The 16,121-nt window shown below is 69.2% G+C and carries 15 protein-coding genes and 1 riboswitch; of the genes, 13 read left to right on the plus strand and 2 right to left on the minus strand.

Features of this window, described 5'->3' with window-relative positions:
* Positions 1-8 precede the first annotated feature (8 nt).
* The 4 genes from QCD70_RS11360 to QCD70_RS11375 all read left to right on the plus strand — a co-directional run bounded on the left by QCD70_RS11360 (position 9) and on the right by QCD70_RS11375 (position 3,996).
* Positions 9-893, plus strand: coding sequence for a siderophore-interacting protein (locus tag QCD70_RS11360; RefSeq protein WP_301216241.1), 885 nt, complete (start codon positions 9-11; stop codon positions 891-893).
* A 69-nt stretch (positions 894-962) separates the two neighbouring features.
* Positions 963-1,913, plus strand: coding sequence for an ABC transporter substrate-binding protein (locus QCD70_RS11365; RefSeq protein ID WP_301216243.1), 951 nt, complete (start codon positions 963-965; stop codon positions 1,911-1,913).
* Between the two features lie 107 nt (positions 1,914-2,020).
* Positions 2,021-2,980, plus strand: a complete 960-nt coding sequence (locus tag QCD70_RS11370; protein ID WP_301216245.1) for an iron chelate uptake ABC transporter family permease subunit — start codon at positions 2,021-2,023, stop codon at positions 2,978-2,980.
* Between the two features lie 35 nt (positions 2,981-3,015).
* Entirely contained in the window at positions 3,016-3,996 is a 981-nt protein-coding gene (locus tag QCD70_RS11375; RefSeq protein ID WP_301216247.1) for a FecCD family ABC transporter permease, read from the plus strand.
* Positions 3,997-4,017: 21 nt separating this feature from the next.
* Here QCD70_RS11375 and QCD70_RS11380 read toward each other — a convergent pair whose 3' ends face one another.
* Positions 4,018-5,088, minus strand: coding sequence for a GTP-binding protein (locus QCD70_RS11380; RefSeq protein WP_301216249.1), 1,071 nt, complete (start codon positions 5,086-5,088; stop codon positions 4,018-4,020).
* 49 nt (positions 5,089-5,137) lie between these two features.
* Between QCD70_RS11380 and ykgO the strand changes: the two genes are divergently transcribed.
* The 4 genes from ykgO (at position 5,138) to QCD70_RS11400 (ending at position 9,379) form a co-directional block, all read left to right on the plus strand.
* Positions 5,138-5,260 (plus strand): type B 50S ribosomal protein L36, encoded by a 123-nt coding sequence (gene ykgO / locus QCD70_RS11385; RefSeq protein ID WP_301216251.1) that lies wholly within the window; start codon positions 5,138-5,140, stop codon positions 5,258-5,260.
* Positions 5,261-5,439: 179 nt separating this feature from the next.
* Positions 5,440-6,339, plus strand: coding sequence for an SDR family oxidoreductase (locus QCD70_RS11390; protein WP_301216253.1), 900 nt, complete (start codon positions 5,440-5,442; stop codon positions 6,337-6,339).
* Positions 6,336-7,847 carry an alpha/beta hydrolase gene (locus QCD70_RS11395; RefSeq protein WP_301216255.1) on the plus strand — a complete coding sequence of 504 codons (1,512 nt, stop codon included), beginning with the start codon at positions 6,336-6,338 and terminating at the stop codon, positions 7,845-7,847. Before QCD70_RS11390 ends, QCD70_RS11395 begins: the two co-directional genes overlap by 4 nt.
* Positions 7,838-9,379 (plus strand): GMC family oxidoreductase, encoded by a 1,542-nt coding sequence (locus tag QCD70_RS11400; protein ID WP_301216257.1) that lies wholly within the window; start codon positions 7,838-7,840, stop codon positions 9,377-9,379. The genes QCD70_RS11395 and QCD70_RS11400 overlap by 10 nt, the downstream gene beginning before the upstream one ends.
* Positions 9,380-9,530: 151 nt before the next feature.
* Here the strand turns inward: QCD70_RS11400 and QCD70_RS11405 are convergent, their stop codons facing one another.
* The gene (locus QCD70_RS11405) at positions 9,531-10,145 is read right to left on the minus strand and encodes a TetR/AcrR family transcriptional regulator (protein ID WP_301216259.1); all 615 of its coding nucleotides are present in this window, start codon (positions 10,143-10,145) and stop codon (positions 9,531-9,533) included.
* Positions 10,146-10,209: 64 nt separating this feature from the next.
* On the opposite strand from QCD70_RS11405, the gene QCD70_RS11410 reads away from it, so the two are divergent.
* From QCD70_RS11410 to QCD70_RS11430, 5 genes are all read left to right on the plus strand, one after another.
* The gene (locus QCD70_RS11410) at positions 10,210-11,850 is read left to right on the plus strand and encodes an amidohydrolase family protein (protein ID WP_301216261.1); all 1,641 of its coding nucleotides are present in this window, start codon (positions 10,210-10,212) and stop codon (positions 11,848-11,850) included.
* Between the two features lie 24 nt (positions 11,851-11,874).
* A riboswitch (TPP riboswitch) is annotated at positions 11,875-11,967 on the plus strand.
* Positions 11,961-12,767, plus strand: coding sequence for a hydroxyethylthiazole kinase (gene thiM / locus QCD70_RS11415; protein WP_301216263.1), 807 nt, complete (start codon positions 11,961-11,963; stop codon positions 12,765-12,767). It overlaps the preceding riboswitch by 7 nt.
* Positions 12,764-13,414: a thiamine phosphate synthase gene (thiE, locus tag QCD70_RS11420; protein ID WP_301216266.1), complete on the plus strand. Its 651-nt coding sequence runs from the start codon at positions 12,764-12,766 to the stop codon at positions 13,412-13,414. The genes thiM and thiE overlap by 4 nt, the downstream gene beginning before the upstream one ends.
* A complete protein-coding gene (locus QCD70_RS11425; RefSeq protein WP_301216268.1) occupies positions 13,414-14,922 on the plus strand; it encodes a bifunctional hydroxymethylpyrimidine kinase/phosphomethylpyrimidine kinase in 1,509 nt (502 codons plus the stop codon). The genes thiE and QCD70_RS11425 overlap by 1 nt, the downstream gene beginning before the upstream one ends.
* A gap of 110 nt (positions 14,923-15,032) precedes the next feature.
* A partial coding sequence (locus QCD70_RS11430) for a LacI family DNA-binding transcriptional regulator (RefSeq protein ID WP_301216270.1) occupies positions 15,033-16,121 on the plus strand: 1,089 nt, incomplete at its 3' end.

Here is a 16,121-nt window from a genome sequence, read left to right on the forward strand (position 1 = left end):
TTCCTCCGATGACGACCGCGCCCGCACCCCTCTCGCCTCGTCTCTTCGATACGCGCGTCATCCGCAGCAACCGGATGACTCGGACGTTCGTGCGCGTGACTCTCGGCGCACCGTCTCTTCGGCACTTCGCCCCGTGGGGCCTGGACCAGCGCGTCAAGCTGATCCTCCCGCACGGCGGCGACCGGGCCACGACCGAGGACCGCTCCTGGCGGGGCCGGTTCTCCGAGGAGGTCGACGGCATCTCCGCACCCGAATGGCGAGCCGAGCTCGCGCGGTTGCCCCCGGCCGATCACCACCTCGCGCGCACGTACACGACGGCCGCCGTTCGCCCCGGGGAGTGCGAAATCGACATCGACTTCTTCATCCATCACCCGACAGGGCCTGCCTCCAGCTGGGCGGCCTCCGCGGCTCCCGGCGATCGAATCCTGGTGTCGGGTCCCGACGTTCGAGCAGACGACCGGCGGCACGGCATCCAGTGGCGCCCGGCCGAGCCGCCCACGGTCGTGCTCCTGCTGGGCGACGAGACGGCGATTCCTGCGATCAACGGAATCGTCGCGTCCCTCGGCACCGACACGCGAGGAACCGTCATCGTCGAGGCAGATGACGTGCATGCGTGCCCGCCGATCGAGAACGTGCCGGTCGGCGTGACCGTTCGGCACGTCAGCCGCGATCGAGGTCGACCCGGCGCGACTCTCGGCGCGGCCATCGCACGGTGGGCCGCATCGGATGCCCACGAGGCGCGAGTCGCAGGAACAGGATTCGCCGCATGGATCGCCGCCGAGAGTTCCGCCGTCTCGGGACTGGGCACAGCTGTCGCAGAGTCAGGAATCCCCCGCGAGCTCATTCACCGTCAGGGCTACTGGAGAGTCGACGGGCGGGAGGCGAGCAGATAGGTAGGGTAGCCTAACCTTGGTCGCCAGGGTCGTCGATGTTCATCCGTACGCCGACCCAGAGGGCCTTCAATGCCGCCGTTCCCTTTCGCCGCCCGCCGCCTCCGACCCGCCGCAGTGCTCGCCGGCATCGTGATCACCGCGCTCGCCCTGTCCGGCTGCTCAGCCCAATCGACAACGCCGGCCGCGACCGACTCGGCCGATGAGGGAACGATCACTGTCACTCACGCCCGAGGCGAATCGGACGTGCCGGCCCAGGCGAAGCGCGTCGTCGTGCTCGAACCGGTCGCGCTCGACACCTCCGTCGCACTGGGCATCATTCCCGTCGGCGCGGCTGTCCTGAACGAGGCCGCGGGAATCCCTTCGTATCTCGGCACGGACGCGAGCGGTATCGAGAGCGTCGGCACGGTGACGGAGCCGAGTCTGGAGAAGATCGCCGCCCTCGCCCCCGACCTCATCATCGGCACCGAGTCGCGCCACTCGGCCCTGTACGACCAGTTGGCCTCGGTTGCTCCCACCGTGTTCCTCGCCTCTCAGGCAGACCCGTGGAAGGACAATGTGACGCTCGTGGGCGAAGCCCTCGGCAGAGCGGATGCGGCCGCGGACCTGCTCGCCGGCTATGACGACCGTTGTGCCGAGGTGAAGGACGAGTTCGCGATCAGCGGCGAGACGGCGCAGCTCATCCGGCCCCGCGACGGTCTGCTGACGGTCTACGGCCCGGAGTCGTTCGCGGGCAGCACCCTCGAGTGCGTCGGGTTCACCACCCCGGCACGAGACTGGCAGGACTCCATCTCCGTCGATCTGTCGCCCGAGAAGGTTCTCGAGGCGAAGGCCGACCTCGTGGTCGTGACCACGACCGACGTCGACGACACGTCGACGATTCCCGAGGCGATCACCGCCAATTCGTCGTCGTTTCCCAACGTGCACCTCGTCGATCAGTCCCACTGGATCACGGGAGTAGGGCCCCTCGGCGGCCTCGCGGTGCTCGACGACATCGAAAGCATCCTCCGCGACGCTCAGTGAGTGCGGCAGACGGGGCCACCGCCCGCACAGCACCGCCCTCGGCACGGTCCGCGGGAGCACCCGCTGAATCGACCCGTCGATTCGCTCTCTTCATAGCGGCAGCCTGCGTGCTCGTCACCCTGCTCCTCGTTCTCTCCCTGGTGATCGGCACGAACATGGTGTCGGTGTCCGTGCTGCTCGACACGCTGGCGGGCAGGGGAACAGAGGAGTCGCGTTTCATCCTCCTCGACCAGCGAGTGCCGCGGTCGGCGGCGGCGCTCGTGGTCGGAGCCGGCCTCGGCGGCGCGGGGGCACTCATCCAGGCCGTCACCCGCAATCCGCTCGCCGATCCGGGAATCCTCGGCGTCAATGCGGGAGCGGCGGCGGCGGTCGCCGTCGCCATCGTGTTCCTGGGCGTGACCAGCCCGAGCCAGTACGTATGGTTCGCCTACGCCGGCGCCTTCGTCTTGACGGCGGCGGTCTTCCTCCTCGGATCGGCCGGGCCGCGTCGGGCCGATCCCCTTACTCTCACCTTCGCGGGGCTGGCCGTCGGTGCCGTCCTCTCCGGGCTCACCACGGGCCTCACGCTCACGAATCCCGATGCGTTCGAGCGGATGCTCGGCTGGTCGGCCGGCAGTCTTCTCGGCCGGGGGTTCGACGTGACCACCCCGGTGCTGCTGCCGCTGGCGGTGGGCATCGTCCTTGCCATGGCCATCGGACCCGCGCTCAACGCCATGGCGCTGGGCGACGAGGTGGCCACGGGCCACGGCGTGAGCGTGCCGCGCACCCGACTGCTCGCCGTGATCGCGATCACCCTTCTCGCCGGCACGGCCACTGCCGTGGCCGGCCCCATCTCATTCGTCGGCCTGATGATGCCGCACGTGGTCCGGTGGGTCGTGGGAGTGGATCACCGCCGCATCATCGCCGGATCGATCGTCACCGGGCCGATTCTGGTGCTCATCTCCGACATCATCGGGCGACTCGTGGCGCTTCCCGGAGAGATGCCGGTCGGCATCGTCACCGCGTTCGTCGGCGCTCCCGTACTCATCGTGCTCGTGCGTCGGAACCGTCGGGTGACCGGCCTGTGAATCGTCGATCACCACACCGGTTACGCCCCGCGACGGTGAACCTGACCCTTCTCGTTCTTCTCGCGGTTCTGGCCGCGATCGCCGCGATGACCGGAGATTTCATCGTTCCGTTCGGCGACCTCGTGAAGGTGCTGTCGGGCACAGCCGGCGACCTGGCGACCACTGTCGTACTGGAGTGGAGAGTGCCCCGCATAGCGGCGGCCATCGTCGTCGGTTCGGCTCTCGGAGTTGCCGGAGGCCTCTTTCAGACCGTCACCCACAACCCCCTCGCGAGTCCCGACGTGATCGGCCTCTCCAACGGGGCTTTCGTCGGGATGCTCGTCGCGCTCATCGCCGCCGGATCGTCGATCGAGTCACGCACCATCGGCGCCCTGGTGGGCGGCATCGCCGTCGCCCTGCTCATCGTCGTTCTCGCGCGCGGCCTCGGCATCGGCGGTTTCCGCTTCATCGTCGTGGGAATCGCGATCTCATCGATGGCAGCCGCTGTGGGCACATGGCTCCTTCTGCAGGTCGATGTCGATACGGCGCTCTTCGCATCGGCCTGGGGTGCGGGCACGCTCGCCGGCGTGACCGTCGGCGGCGTCGCCACCGCAGCCGTGCTGGTCGGGATCCTCTTCGCCGTGATCCCCCTTCACGCGCGAGCCCTGCACCAGCTCGGTCTCGGCGACGACATCGCCGTCGTCACAGGGGTGCGCATCACGGTGACACGCATCACGATGCTCGCCGTCGGTGTGGTTCTCGTCTGCGCGGCCACGACGGTGGCGGGGCCCGTGGCCTTCGTCGCCCTCGCCGCCCCGCAGATCTCTCGACGGATCGCCTGCACGCCCCATATCCCGCTGCTGACGACGGCGCTCTTCGGCGCCGTCATGCTCAGCGCCTCCGACCTGATCGCTCAGCACGCCCTGCCCGTGACGGTTCCCGTCGGGGTCGTCACCGTCGTACTCGGAGGCTGCTACCTCGTGTGGTTCCTCGTTCGAGAGGCGCGGGCGAGCAGGCGCGCCGGGCAAGGGGCCTGAAGCGAGCCCCGTCGGCTCGGCTCAGTGGTGATGCTCGACCACCCACTCGGGGAACGGGTCGGAGTAGTGCGCCCAGGCATCCGCTCCGGCCACCAGCTCGTCTGCCGTGAGCAGGCAGTCGCCGAGCGTCGCCGCGAGTGCCTCCCCGTCGAGACCGGGGCCGAAGAACACGATCTCCTGGCCGATCGGCGAATCCGGCTGCCAGCTCAGCATGTCGGTGGGTCCGAGGTCGAGCACGTCGCCGGCGGTCGCCCACGATCCGACCCTGGCCGGGCGCGTCGCGAGCCGCACGAAACCGCGCGACCGGGCGACGCATCCGACGGTGTCGTGAGTCAGTCTCTCGGTCACGGCCGCGTGCAGGCGGCCCGGGTGGAACGGTCGCGGGTCGCGGAAGACGAACGTCGTGCAGGCATCAGAGACCGGATGCGCGGGCGCAGTGTCGGCGATCTCACGCTGCCACCCCATCGTGGCTCCCAGCCTGTGCGCTCGTCCGCGCACCAGCAGCCCCGACAGCTGTCGCGCGTGCTCCATGTCGAGCGGAGACAGCAGCAGGGCTGACGGCGCCAGTCGCGCGAGGAACGCGAGCGCCAGGCGGGTGTCCGCCGGCGCAGCCGCATCCGGCACGTCTGTCAGCACGATCATGCTGGCGAACTCGAGGCGGGACGCCAGACGCCCCGGCGAAGTGAAATCCCCTTCGTTCCGGGCCTCGGGCGCGCGGTGGAAGAGGAGCTCGCCGATCTCGCGCACCGACGTCACCGCCACGACGTCGCGGATTCCGATGGGAGGCCTGGGGCGCCGGGAGTCGAGCATATGCTCGAGCACCAGGGCGATCTCGACGATGTCGGCGTGCGGTTCGACGACGATGACGGTGTTGCCGGTGAGCCCGTCGTCGTAGTCGGATGCGAGTCGGTGCGCGAGTTCGACGGCGAACGAGGCGTCGTCGTCGCCCCCGACGTCGAGCTCGACGGGGGCCTCCGATGCGGGGCGGCCGCTGAGCACGGCGGCGATCTGCTGCGCAGCCCGACGGTCGCTGCCGCCCACCAGGGTCACAGCGAGACCGGCCAGTGAACTGCGGTCGAAGGAGTCGGTCATGTGGGCTACTGTATGTGAGAATCGTTCTCAATAACAACCGGAGGCAGCCGTGAAGGTACGCAATTCGATCAGGTCCATGAAGAAGATGCCGGGCTCGCAGGTCGTGCGCAGACGGGGTCGCGTGTTCGTGATCAACAAGCTCAACCCGCGCTTCAAAGCCCGCCAGGGGTGAGCACGCCGCGGTGACGGATCCGCCTGCCGCTGCAACGCAGGAAAAACGGGCCGTATGGGGGAGTTCCGCACGCTGGGAGTCGGTTCTTCCTGAGTTGCGGCGCGACCCCGCCGTTACCAGAAGCTGAGCGGCGCGCAATGCCCCCGCCCTGAGAACCCGCCCGTCCTACGGTGGATCGTATGACGGAACGCGACCAGTACACCTTCACGAACCCGGTCACCCAGTACGACCGGGTCGAACCGCCCGTGCAGCATCAGCCCGAGCCCGGGGTGCAGGCGCAGATGACACCGGTTCCCGATCTCGGCGAGAAGACCTACCGAGGCACCGGCCGACTCACGGGCCGCAAGGCACTGATCACCGGCGGCGACTCGGGCATCGGCGGCGCCGTGGCGATCGCCTTCGCCCGCGAGGGCGCCGACGTGGTCATCGTGCACCTGCCCGCCGAGAGGGAGGACGCCGATCGCATCGTCGGCCTGATCGAGCAGGCCGGCACGAAGGGCCACGCGATCGCCGCCGACATCAGCGAGGCCGTCACGTGCCGCGCCATCATCGACGAGGCCGTGAACGTGCTCGGCGGACTCGACATCCTCGTCAACAACGCCGGCAAGCAGATCGCCGTCGATCGGCTCGAAGACCTGAGCGACGAGCAGTTCGAGCAGACCTTCCGCACCAACGTGTTCGCGAACTTCTGGCTCACCAAGGCCGCGCTCCCCCACCTGCCCGAGGGCGCCACCATCATCAACACCGCCTCGCTCGAGGCCTACAAGCCGGCCCCCGACCGCCTCGACTACGCGTCGACCAAGGCCGCGATCAACAACTTCTCGAAGGGTCTGGCGCAGCAGCTCGCTCCCCGCGGCATCCGCGTGAACATCGTCGCGCCCGGCCCCACGTGGACCGCGCTGCAGGTGTCGGGCGGAGTCTCCGACGAGCAGATGAAGGCCTTCGACGACGAGAGCACCTACCAGCGCTCCGGCCAGCCGGCCGAGCTGGCGCCCGCCTACGTGTTCCTCGCATCGGCCGAGTCGAGCTACGTCTCGGGCGAGACGCTCAACGTCAACGGGGGCATGGTCACACCGTGACCGCCGCCGACGGAACCGTCTTCTTCCTCCCCGGCCTCGGATTCGACGCGGCAGCCGCCGCTCCGATCGCCGACGCCCTCGACAGCCTCGCGGGCGGTCGCCTGCGCGTTGTCGGCATCGACCTGCCCGGGCACGGCGGGTCTCCGGATGCGCCGAACGGCTCAGTATCGGCGCTCGCCGACCGCGCGCTTCAGGTCATCGAAGCCGAGGCCGACGGCGGCCCGTTCGTGATCGCGGCCCACAGCATGGGCGGCAAGGTCGCGGCCGTCGCAGCCCATCGCATCCTGAACGGCGACGCGAACGTGTTCGGCCTCGCCGCGCTCGTGCTGCTCGCGCCGTCTCCGCCGACCCCCGAGCCCATGGCCGACGACAAGCGCGCCGAGATGCTGGGATGGGCCGAGAACGGGCTCATCTCCGAGGAGCACGCGATCGAGTTCGTGGCGCAGAACGTGGCCACCCCGCTCAGTGACGACGACGAGCGCGCGGCGATCGCCCAGGTGCGCCTCATGTCGCCGCTCGCGTGGCGTCGCTGGCTCACCGATGGCAGCACGGAAGACGTGTCGGAGGAGCTCGGCTCGATCGACCTTCCCGTCGTCGTTCTGGCCGGCGAAGACGACGACGACCTCGGCGCATCCGCCCAGCCGGGCCTCGTCGCCGAGCTGTACCCGCGGGCCCGCGTCGTCGCTTTCCCCGAGACAGGGCACCTGCTGCCCTACGAGCGGCCCGCCGAGGTGGCGGCCGAGATCGTGCGGCTGTGGGATGCGACGGTATCGGTGAGCCCGCAGCTCACGCCCGAATGGGGCCGGCTCGTCGCCTCCGACCGCACGGCGCCCGAGGCGCGCGGCTTTCTCGCGCGCAGGCTGATCGCCGACGACCCGGACTACCGGCCTCGCGCCCTCTCGGCGGCGCAGCTCGCCACGCTTCGCCTCCTCGCCGACCGGCTCGTTCCGCAGCCGGAAGGTCGACGCATCGACCTCGCCGCGCGAGTCGACGACGACCTCGCATCAGGGCGCGGAGACGGGTGGCGAAACGCCGGGCAGCCGGATGACGCCTCCGCGTACCGCCTCGGACTCGACGACCTCGCCGCCCTCTGGCCCGACGACACGGATGAACAGAACGCGGCGGCCGAGCAGGACGCCCTGATCGCGGGCCTCATCTCGGGCGAACTGAACGACCACGAGGCACTCGGCGGCGACGACTGGAACGGCGAGATGCGCCAGCACTGGATCGACGATGTGCGCGCCGACCTGACCCGAATCTGGCTGGCACATCCGGCCTCTCTCGCCCGCGTGGGCTACGACGGCTTCGCCACCAGCGGCGCGGCGACCGGCGACGCTGGCTACGTCGCCGTCGCGGCCGGCCAGCGCGACCCCTGGGAGCCGGCCGAGCTCGGAAGCATCGCATCCGACGATGACGACGAGTACGACGACGACGAGCAAGACGACGGGCGCGACAGCCCCACCCCGAACAACACCCGAACCGTCGAGGAGAACCCCGCGTGGATCTGAGCCGCATGCGCACGTACGACCGAGACGAGATCGTCGATGTCGTCGTCGTCGGAACCGGAGCGGGCGGGGGTCCGCTTCTCGCGCGCCTCGCCGAGCGCGGACTGAAGGTCGTGGCCCTCGAGGCCGGCCCGAACACCGACCCCGACGGTTTCACGAACGACGAGATCGAATCGCCGCGCATCAACTGGATGTCGGAGCGACTGTCGGGCGGCGACGACCCCACCGCGTTCGGAACGAACAACAGCGGCTTCGGCGTGGGCGGCGGAACGCTGCACTGGGGCGCGTTCACGCCGCGCCCCGACGCGCGCGACATGCGGCTGCGCACCGAGACGGGCGTCGGCGAGGACTGGCCGATCGACCACGCCGAACTCACCCGCTACATCGTGGAGGTCGAGCGCACCATCGGCGTCTCCGGCCCGACCCCGTATCCGTGGGACCCGGAACGCGAGTACCTCGAGCCTCCCGTCGACCGCAACGCCCCCGCCGACCTCATGGCGGCCGGATGCGCACAGCTCGGCATCCGGGCCACGGATGCGCCGGCGGCCATCCTGAGCCGTGACCGCGACCAGCCGCACTTCGGCGAACGGCGGGCGAGCCAGAACCTGGGCAGCATCCATCAGGGCGAGCGCTACGGAACGAAGGCCACGACCGCGAACACGTACCTGCCGGCGGCCGTCGCCTCCGGAGCGGAGATCCGCCCCGAATCGATGGTGCACGGCATCGAGCTCGACTCGCTCGGCCGCGTCGAGGCCGTGGTCTACCGGCACGAGGGCGTCGAATATCGCCAGCGCTGCGCTGCCCTCGTGCTCGCGGGCGGCGGCATCGAGACCCCGCGCCTGCTGCTGAACACGGGGCTCGCGAACTCCTCGGGCCAGGTCGGCCGCAACTTCCTCGCGCACGGCGGCGTGCAGGTGTGGGGCCGCTTCGACGAGCAGATCCGCGGCTACCGCGGCTACCCCTCCTCGCTGATCAGCGAAGACTTCGTGCGCCCCGACGACGTCGACTTCGCCGGCGGCTACCTCATGCAGAGCCTCGGCGTGATGCCGCTGAACTACGCGAACACCCTCGTGCGCGGCGCAGGGCTCTGGGGCGACGAGCTGATGCAGGCGATGGATGCGTGGCGCTATTCGGCCGGGATCGGGATCAACGGCGAGTGTCTGCCGGCGGAGGACAACAGGCTCGTGCTCACCGACGAACGGGATGAATGGGGCGTGCCGCGCGCCCTCGTCACCTTCGCGGCCGGCACCAACGAGCAGGCCATCGAAGACCACGCTCTGTCGACGATGACGCGGATCCTCGAGGCGGCGGGAGCGCGGGAGACGCGGGTGCTCGCCCGCACCGCGCACACCCTGGGCACGTGCCGCATGAGCGCCGACCCGTCTACGGGCGTGGTCGACGCCGACGGCCGCAGCCACGACATCCCGAATCTGTGGATCTCGGATAACTCGACTTTCCCGAGCGCCCTCAGCGCCAACCCGTGCCTGGCGCAGCTGGCGCTGTCGCTGCGCACCGCCGACCGCATGCTGGCCTGACGGTCACGACCACACGTCTCCTCGTTCGACAGGATGTATCGACGACACTCCGGTCGCTGAGCTGTGACGCGCCGACGCAACTTCGATTCGTCCTGTAATAGCCGGGCGGGACGCGACTGACTACGGGGCAGCCGTCCTACGGGCAGCCGTCCTACGGGGCAGCCGTCGATGGCTCAACGCCCAGGAGGCGGAGTATCGCCGGGGCCAGCACGTCGGCGGCATCAGATATCTCGGCCGGCGAGAGCGATGTCGTTCGTCTGAGGACGGCCAGGATCGCGCCGAGGGCGGCGGTCACGAGGATCTCGAACTCGAGAGTGTCGGCGACGGTGCCACCGTTCGTCATCGCTGCGCTCACATCGGCCCGGATGCGCTCGCCTCGCGGGTCACCCTCGTTATCGATCAGCGCGAGGCGCTTGGTGAGAATAGCGGCCGTGCGCGGTCGTTCGAGAGCCAATCGGCCGGTGTGCCGGACACTCTCGATCAGACGCGTCACAGGGTCGGAATCGTCGGGCAGGCTCTCGTCGAGCCAGCCGAGGTACTCGTCGACAGCCGACGTAGCCGCCGCGTCGAAGAGCTCGTCTTTCGACGAGAAGTAGTTGTAGAACGAGCCGAAGCCCACATCGGCAAGATCGGTGATCGCCTGGATGCTGGCGTGCGCGTCGTCGCCCGTGGCTATGAGCTGCTGTGCGGCGTCGATGAGGGCAGCGCGGGTGCGCTCCTTGCGGCGGTCCTGCCGGGCCGGGCCGGGTGGGCTGGTCGATGGCATGACGACAATCTACTCCTGTCATCATTCATGATGTTTTCATCAAAACTGTGGATACAATCAATTTGTGAATAGACAGGACGAACGAAAGAGCCAGGAGAATGCGGAGAACAGCCGCGAAAGCCCGGCCGACCAGGAGCCGCACGCTCCCGAGACTACGAAGAAGCGGGGAAGCAACCGGCGCACATTCCTGAAGCGCGCGGGCGTGGGAGCCGCACTCGTGGGCCTGGGAATCGCAGCAGATGAGACAGTGCGACGGTCCACCGCGCCGGTGGTTTCCGCACGCACTGCCGTGACGACGGCGGATGGTGTGCGCATCGACGACGTGACCGTCATCGACCCGACCGATGGGAGCCGCCGCGCCGGACAGTCGATCGTCGTGCGCGAGGGCCGCATCGTCGACGTCCTTCCGATCTCGTCTATCCCGGCCGAAGCATCCATGCGCGTGATCGACGGCGCCGGCCGATTCGCCGTTCCGGGCTACAACGACATGCACACGCACGTGCTGCAGTCGCCGATCGCCGAACTCGGCTTCGCCCTGATGCTCGCCCAGGGTGTCACCGGCATCCGCCAGATGGAGGGCTCGCCCGAGCTGCTGGCGAACCGCGCCGAGAACCGGCTCGGCCTGAACGAGAAGGCGCCGCGACTGCTGCAGATGCCGGGCAGTCTGCTGCTGCCCTTCAACGCGAGGTCCGTCGAGGATGCCCGGCTCGAGATCGCGCGACAGTGGGACCAGGGAGCCGACTTCATCAAGATGGTGCTGACCGACCGCGAGGTGTTCTTCGCGGTCATCGACGCGGCGCACACGAGAGGCATGCGCATCGCGGGTCACCTGCCCCCTGTCGTGCGCATCGACCGCGCCGCCGAGAGCGGGTTCGACAGCCTCGAGCACCTCGGAACCGGGTCGAGCGTCTTTCTGACATTGTCGTCGAAGGCCGACGAGCTGTGGGCGCAGACCCCCACCGAGCTGCCGTTCCCCTCGTGGGCGACGGGCATCCCGTTCGCCGGCTGGGCGTTCGACACGTTCCTCAAGAAGAACTTCCTCGGCCCGGCGACCAGCACCACGGATGCCGACCAGCTCGCCCTCCTGAAGCACGCCTTCGCGACCTATTCCGAAGACCGCGCGGCACGGCTCGCGCACACCTTCGTTGAGAAGCAGACGTGGAACACGCCGACGATGGCCAATATCAGGAGCAAGTACGTGCTCGACGACCCGGAGTTTCTCGAGGACCCGTGGCTTCAGCGACTCCCCGCCGCCGAGAAGGAGGAACACCTCGCCGCCGTCGAGGCATTCGGCTCCACACCGCGAGCCGACCTCGACATCCTGCACGAGTACTACGAACGGGTTCTTCAGACGGTGGGTATCTGGGCGAACGAGGGAGCGCCGATCATGACCGGCACCGACGGCAACGGCCGCGGTGTCGGCAACAGCTTTGCGATCGAGTTCCGCGAGCTGGGCCGTGCCGGGCTCACTCCGTTGCAGGTTCTGCAAGCCACGACCAGCGCGCCGGCGAGGTACCTCGATCGCACGGACCGTATGGGACGGGTCGCGCCCGGCATGGATGCCGATCTGCTGCTCCTCGATGCCGACCCGCTGGCCTCGATCGAGGGACTGAGCTCGATCTCGCTCGTGATGCGCGACGGACACGACTACACCTCGGCCGAGTTGAACGCCCGGGTCGACGAACTCATCGCGGCGCATGTCTGAGGGGCCTTGCTAGGCTGACTGCAATTACGTGACACGGGGTGCCCCTTCGGGGCTGAGATCACACCCGTCGAACCTGATCTAGTTCGTACTAGCGAAGGGATGTCGCGCTTATGCGCACGTCAGAACCATTCATCGAGTCCAACATCGATGCCCTGAACCGGGTGCGGCAGACCAGCCCGCTCGTGCAGTGCATCACGAACAGCGTCGTCGTGAACTTCACGGCCAACGCACTCCTCGCGATCGGGGCCGCTCCCGCGATGGTCGACATCATCGGCGAGGCCGGACCGTTCGCGACCGTCGCCTCGGGGCTGTTGATCAACCTCGGCACGCCCACGCCGGAGCAGCGTGACGCGATGATCGAGGCGCAGGCGGGGGCTGCCGCAGGGTCGACGCCCTGGGTGCTCGACCCTGTCGCGATCGGCTCTCTGCCCGTGCGCACGCCCCTCGCTCACCGGCTGCGCGAGCTGCGTCCCTCGGTCGTGCGCGGCAACGCCTCCGAGATCATCGCGCTCTCGGGCAGCGGTGCGGGCGGGCGCGGGGTCGACGCCCTCGACTCCGTCGAGGCCGCATTGCCCGCCGCGCGCTCGCTCGCCGAATCGACCGGCGGAGTCGTCGCCGTCTCCGGCGCCGTCGACCTGCTGACCGACGGCATCCGGGTCGTGCGCATCGCCAACGGCGACCCGATGCTCACCCGCATCACCGGCGGCGGATGCGCACTCGGCGCCGTGATGGCCGCGTTCCTGGCGGCCGACGACGACCATCTGGCCGCCACGGTCGCCGCCGTCACGGTGTACACGATCGCCGCCGAGCTGGCCGCGGCGCAGTCCGCAGGCCCCGGCACCTTCGGCGTCGCCTTCCTCGACGCGCTCGCATCGATCGACGGCGAGCACGTCGCGGCGCGAGCGAGGATCTCATGAGCCTCGACCTGTCGATCTATCTCGTGACCGACACCGCCATCGCCGCCGCGGCCGGGCATCCGATTCTGTCGGTCGTGCGTGAGGCGGTGGCCGGCGGCGTGAGCGTCGTGCAGCTTCGCGAGAAGCACGGCACGGCCCGCGATTTCCTCGACCTGGTCTGCGGGGTCGCCGATGCGGTGCCCGAGTCTGTGACCGTGATCGTCAACGACAGGGTGGATGTCTTTCTCGCCGCCCGCAGGCTCGGCGCGCGGGTGGGCGGCGTGCATCTCGGGCAGTCCGATCTGCCGCCTTCGCTGGCGCGAGACCTCATCGGCCCCGATGCGGTGCTCGGACTCAGCGCGTCGACGCCCGCGCAGCTGCGCGAGGCCGAGGCCGACCGCGCCGCCGTCGACTACGTCGGAATCGGGGCGCTGCACGCGACGACCACGAAGCCCGACGCGCCCCGGCCCCTGGGGCTCGACGCCTTCGCGGCGCTGGCCGCATCCACGCGCCTGCCCGCCGTGGCCATCGGCGGCATCGGCCAGGCGGACATCGCGCCCCTGCGGCGGGCAGGGGCGGCGGGAGCAGCAGTCGTCTCCGCGATCTGCTCGGCTGTCAGCCCCCGCGACGCCGCTCGGGAACTCGTGACCGAATGGAGGAACGCCTGATGAGCGAAGCAGCGAATGCGCAGGCCGTCCGCGCCGTTCCTCGCGTGCTGAGCATCGCGGGCACCGACCCCACCGGAGGCGCCGGAATCCAGGCCGACCTGAAGAGCATCGCGGCGAACGGCGGCTACGGCATGGCGGTCGTCACGGCCCTCGTCACGCAGAACACGGGCGGAGTGCGCTCGGTTCATGTTCCTCCAGTGACCTTCCTCCGCGAGCAACTCGATGCGGTCAGTGACGACGTCGAGATCGACGCGGTGAAGATCGGGATGCTCGCCGACATCGACGTGATCGGGGCCGTGCGCGAGTGGCTGGTTCGGGTGGCGCCGCCGATCGTCGTGCTCGACCCCGTGATGGTGGCGACCAGCGGCGACAGGCTGCTGCGCGCCGACTCGGAGGGTGCGCTGCGCGATCTGGCACGCCTCGCTCACCTGGTCACTCCTAACATTCCCGAGCTGGCGATCCTCGCCGACGAACCGCCGGCCACGAGCTGGGAGGAGACTGTCGCCCAGGCGGCGAGAGTGTCGAAGCGACTCGGCGTGATGGTGCTCGCCAAGGGCGGGCACCTCGACCACGGCACGTCGCCCGACGCGCTGGTCGATGCCCGCGGCGGCGAGGTGCTCACCATCCTGTTCGATGCTCCGCGCATCGCGACCACGAACACCCACGGAACCGGGTGCTCCCTCTCGTCCGCCCTCGCGACAAGGCTCGTGACCTCGCCCGATGCCGCGCATGCGGTCGGCGAGGCGAAGCGGTGGCTGAGCGAGAGCATCCGAGGCGGCGCCGACCTCGAGGTCGGCCGCGGCAACGGACCGATCAGCCATTTCGCCGGAATGTGGCAGCGGGCCGGGCTCGACACCCGCCCCACCGCGGGCGAGATCCGAGCGGAATGGTGGGAGGGCATCCGGCCGGTGCGCGAGCGGATCGACACCCTGCCGTTCGTGGTCGGCCTCGGCGATGGAACGCTCGACGACCAGACGTTCCGCGGCTACCTCGCCCAGGATGCTCTGTACCTGCGCGATTTCGCCCGGGCCCTGGCGACCGCGAGCGCGCTGGCGCCCACCCTGACCGAGCAGGCGTTCTGGGCGGCGGCCGCCGAGGGGTCGATCACCGCCGAACTCGAGTTGCATGATTCGTGGCTCGCCGACGGCGCGTTAGCCGGCACCCGCGCAGACCACGCGACCACCGCCTACCTGAACCACCTGCTCGCCCGGTGCACCGACGGGTCGTACACCACGCTCATCGCCGCGCTCCTGCCGTGTTTCTGGCTGTATCAGGACCTCGGCGAACGCCTGTTGGCCGTCTCGCACGAGGCACATCCGTACCGATCGTGGATCGAGGCCTACGCCGACGAGGCTGTCGCCACGACGACCGAGGCGGCCGTCGCCTTCGTCATGGATGCCGCCGCTCGCGCCGACGACGCGGGTCGCTCCGCGATGAGGGACGCGTTCGTCCGGTCGGCCGAGCACGAGCTCGCCTTCTTCGCTGCGCCGTTCGACAGGATGGATTGACGACACTCGGTTAGTAGGCGAGGCCGAATCGCGATCGGTCATTGACATCCACAAAAACGTTTATGTAAGATCGCCAACACGTATTACAAAAACGTTTTGGGAGTTCAATGATGAGCAAGCGAGTAGGCATCAGAGATGTTGCGGCTGCGGCCGGCGTCTCGGTGACCACGGTCTCTCACTCCCTCAGCGGCGGCGGCCAGATCAGCCCCGCCACCCGCGAGCACGTCCGGGCCGTCGCATCCGAACTCAACTACGCCCCCAACCGGCTCGCGAGCGGATTGCGCAGCAAGCGCTCGCAGATCATCGGCTTCGTCAGCGACGAGATCTCGACCACCCCGTACGCGGGCAAGGTTTTGATCGGCGCCCAAGAGGCGGCGGCCGAGAACGAGTGGGTGCTGATGATCCTCAACACCAATGCCGACGGCGGGCTCGAAGACCAGGGCATCGGGGCGTTCCTCCAACACCGCGTCGATGGAATCATCTACGCGCGCATGTACCACCAGGAGATCGTCGTTCCCCGCAGCTTGCGAGGAGTGCCGACCGTGTTGCTCGACGCCTCATGCGACGATCCAGCGATCTCGTCTGTCGTGCCCGATGAAGAGGGTGCGGCACGCAGCGCCGTAGAGGAGCTGATCGCGGCGGGACACCGCCGAATCGGCTACCTGTCGAACGAAGACGACATTCCGGCGACGCGCGGTCGCCTCGCGGGCTTCAGAGCGACCATGGCGAAGCACGGCATCCCGGTCGACGAATCGCTGATCACGGTCAGCGGGGCGACCACCGCGCCCGGCCGCGAGGCGGCGGCCGACCTGCTCGCGCGACCAGACCGACCCACCGCGCTGTTCTGCTTCAACGATCGGATGGCCATGGGCGCCTACCAGGCCGCGCAGGCCGTCGGCCTCAGCATCCCGAACGACCTCTCGGTCGTGAGCATCGACAACTTCGAACTCGTCGCCGACGCACTCCTGCCCGGACTCACCTCGATCGGGCTGCCTCACTACGAGATGGGGCGATGGGCCATCGAACGCCTCGCTCGCGAACTCTCGGGAGACACCGGCCGAGAACAGATCGTTATGCCCTGCCCACCCGCAGTGAGACACTCCGTCGGGCCGCCGGCGGGCCTGCGCCCCCGGGCCCCCCTCCCGGCTGCCCCCCCCGGGGTCGGGCCCGCACAACCGCGCGTGGTCGCTCGAAAACCC

The organism is Agreia sp. PsM10, assembly GCF_030433855.1.
Lineage (GTDB): Bacteria > Actinomycetota > Actinomycetes > Actinomycetales > Microbacteriaceae > Agreia.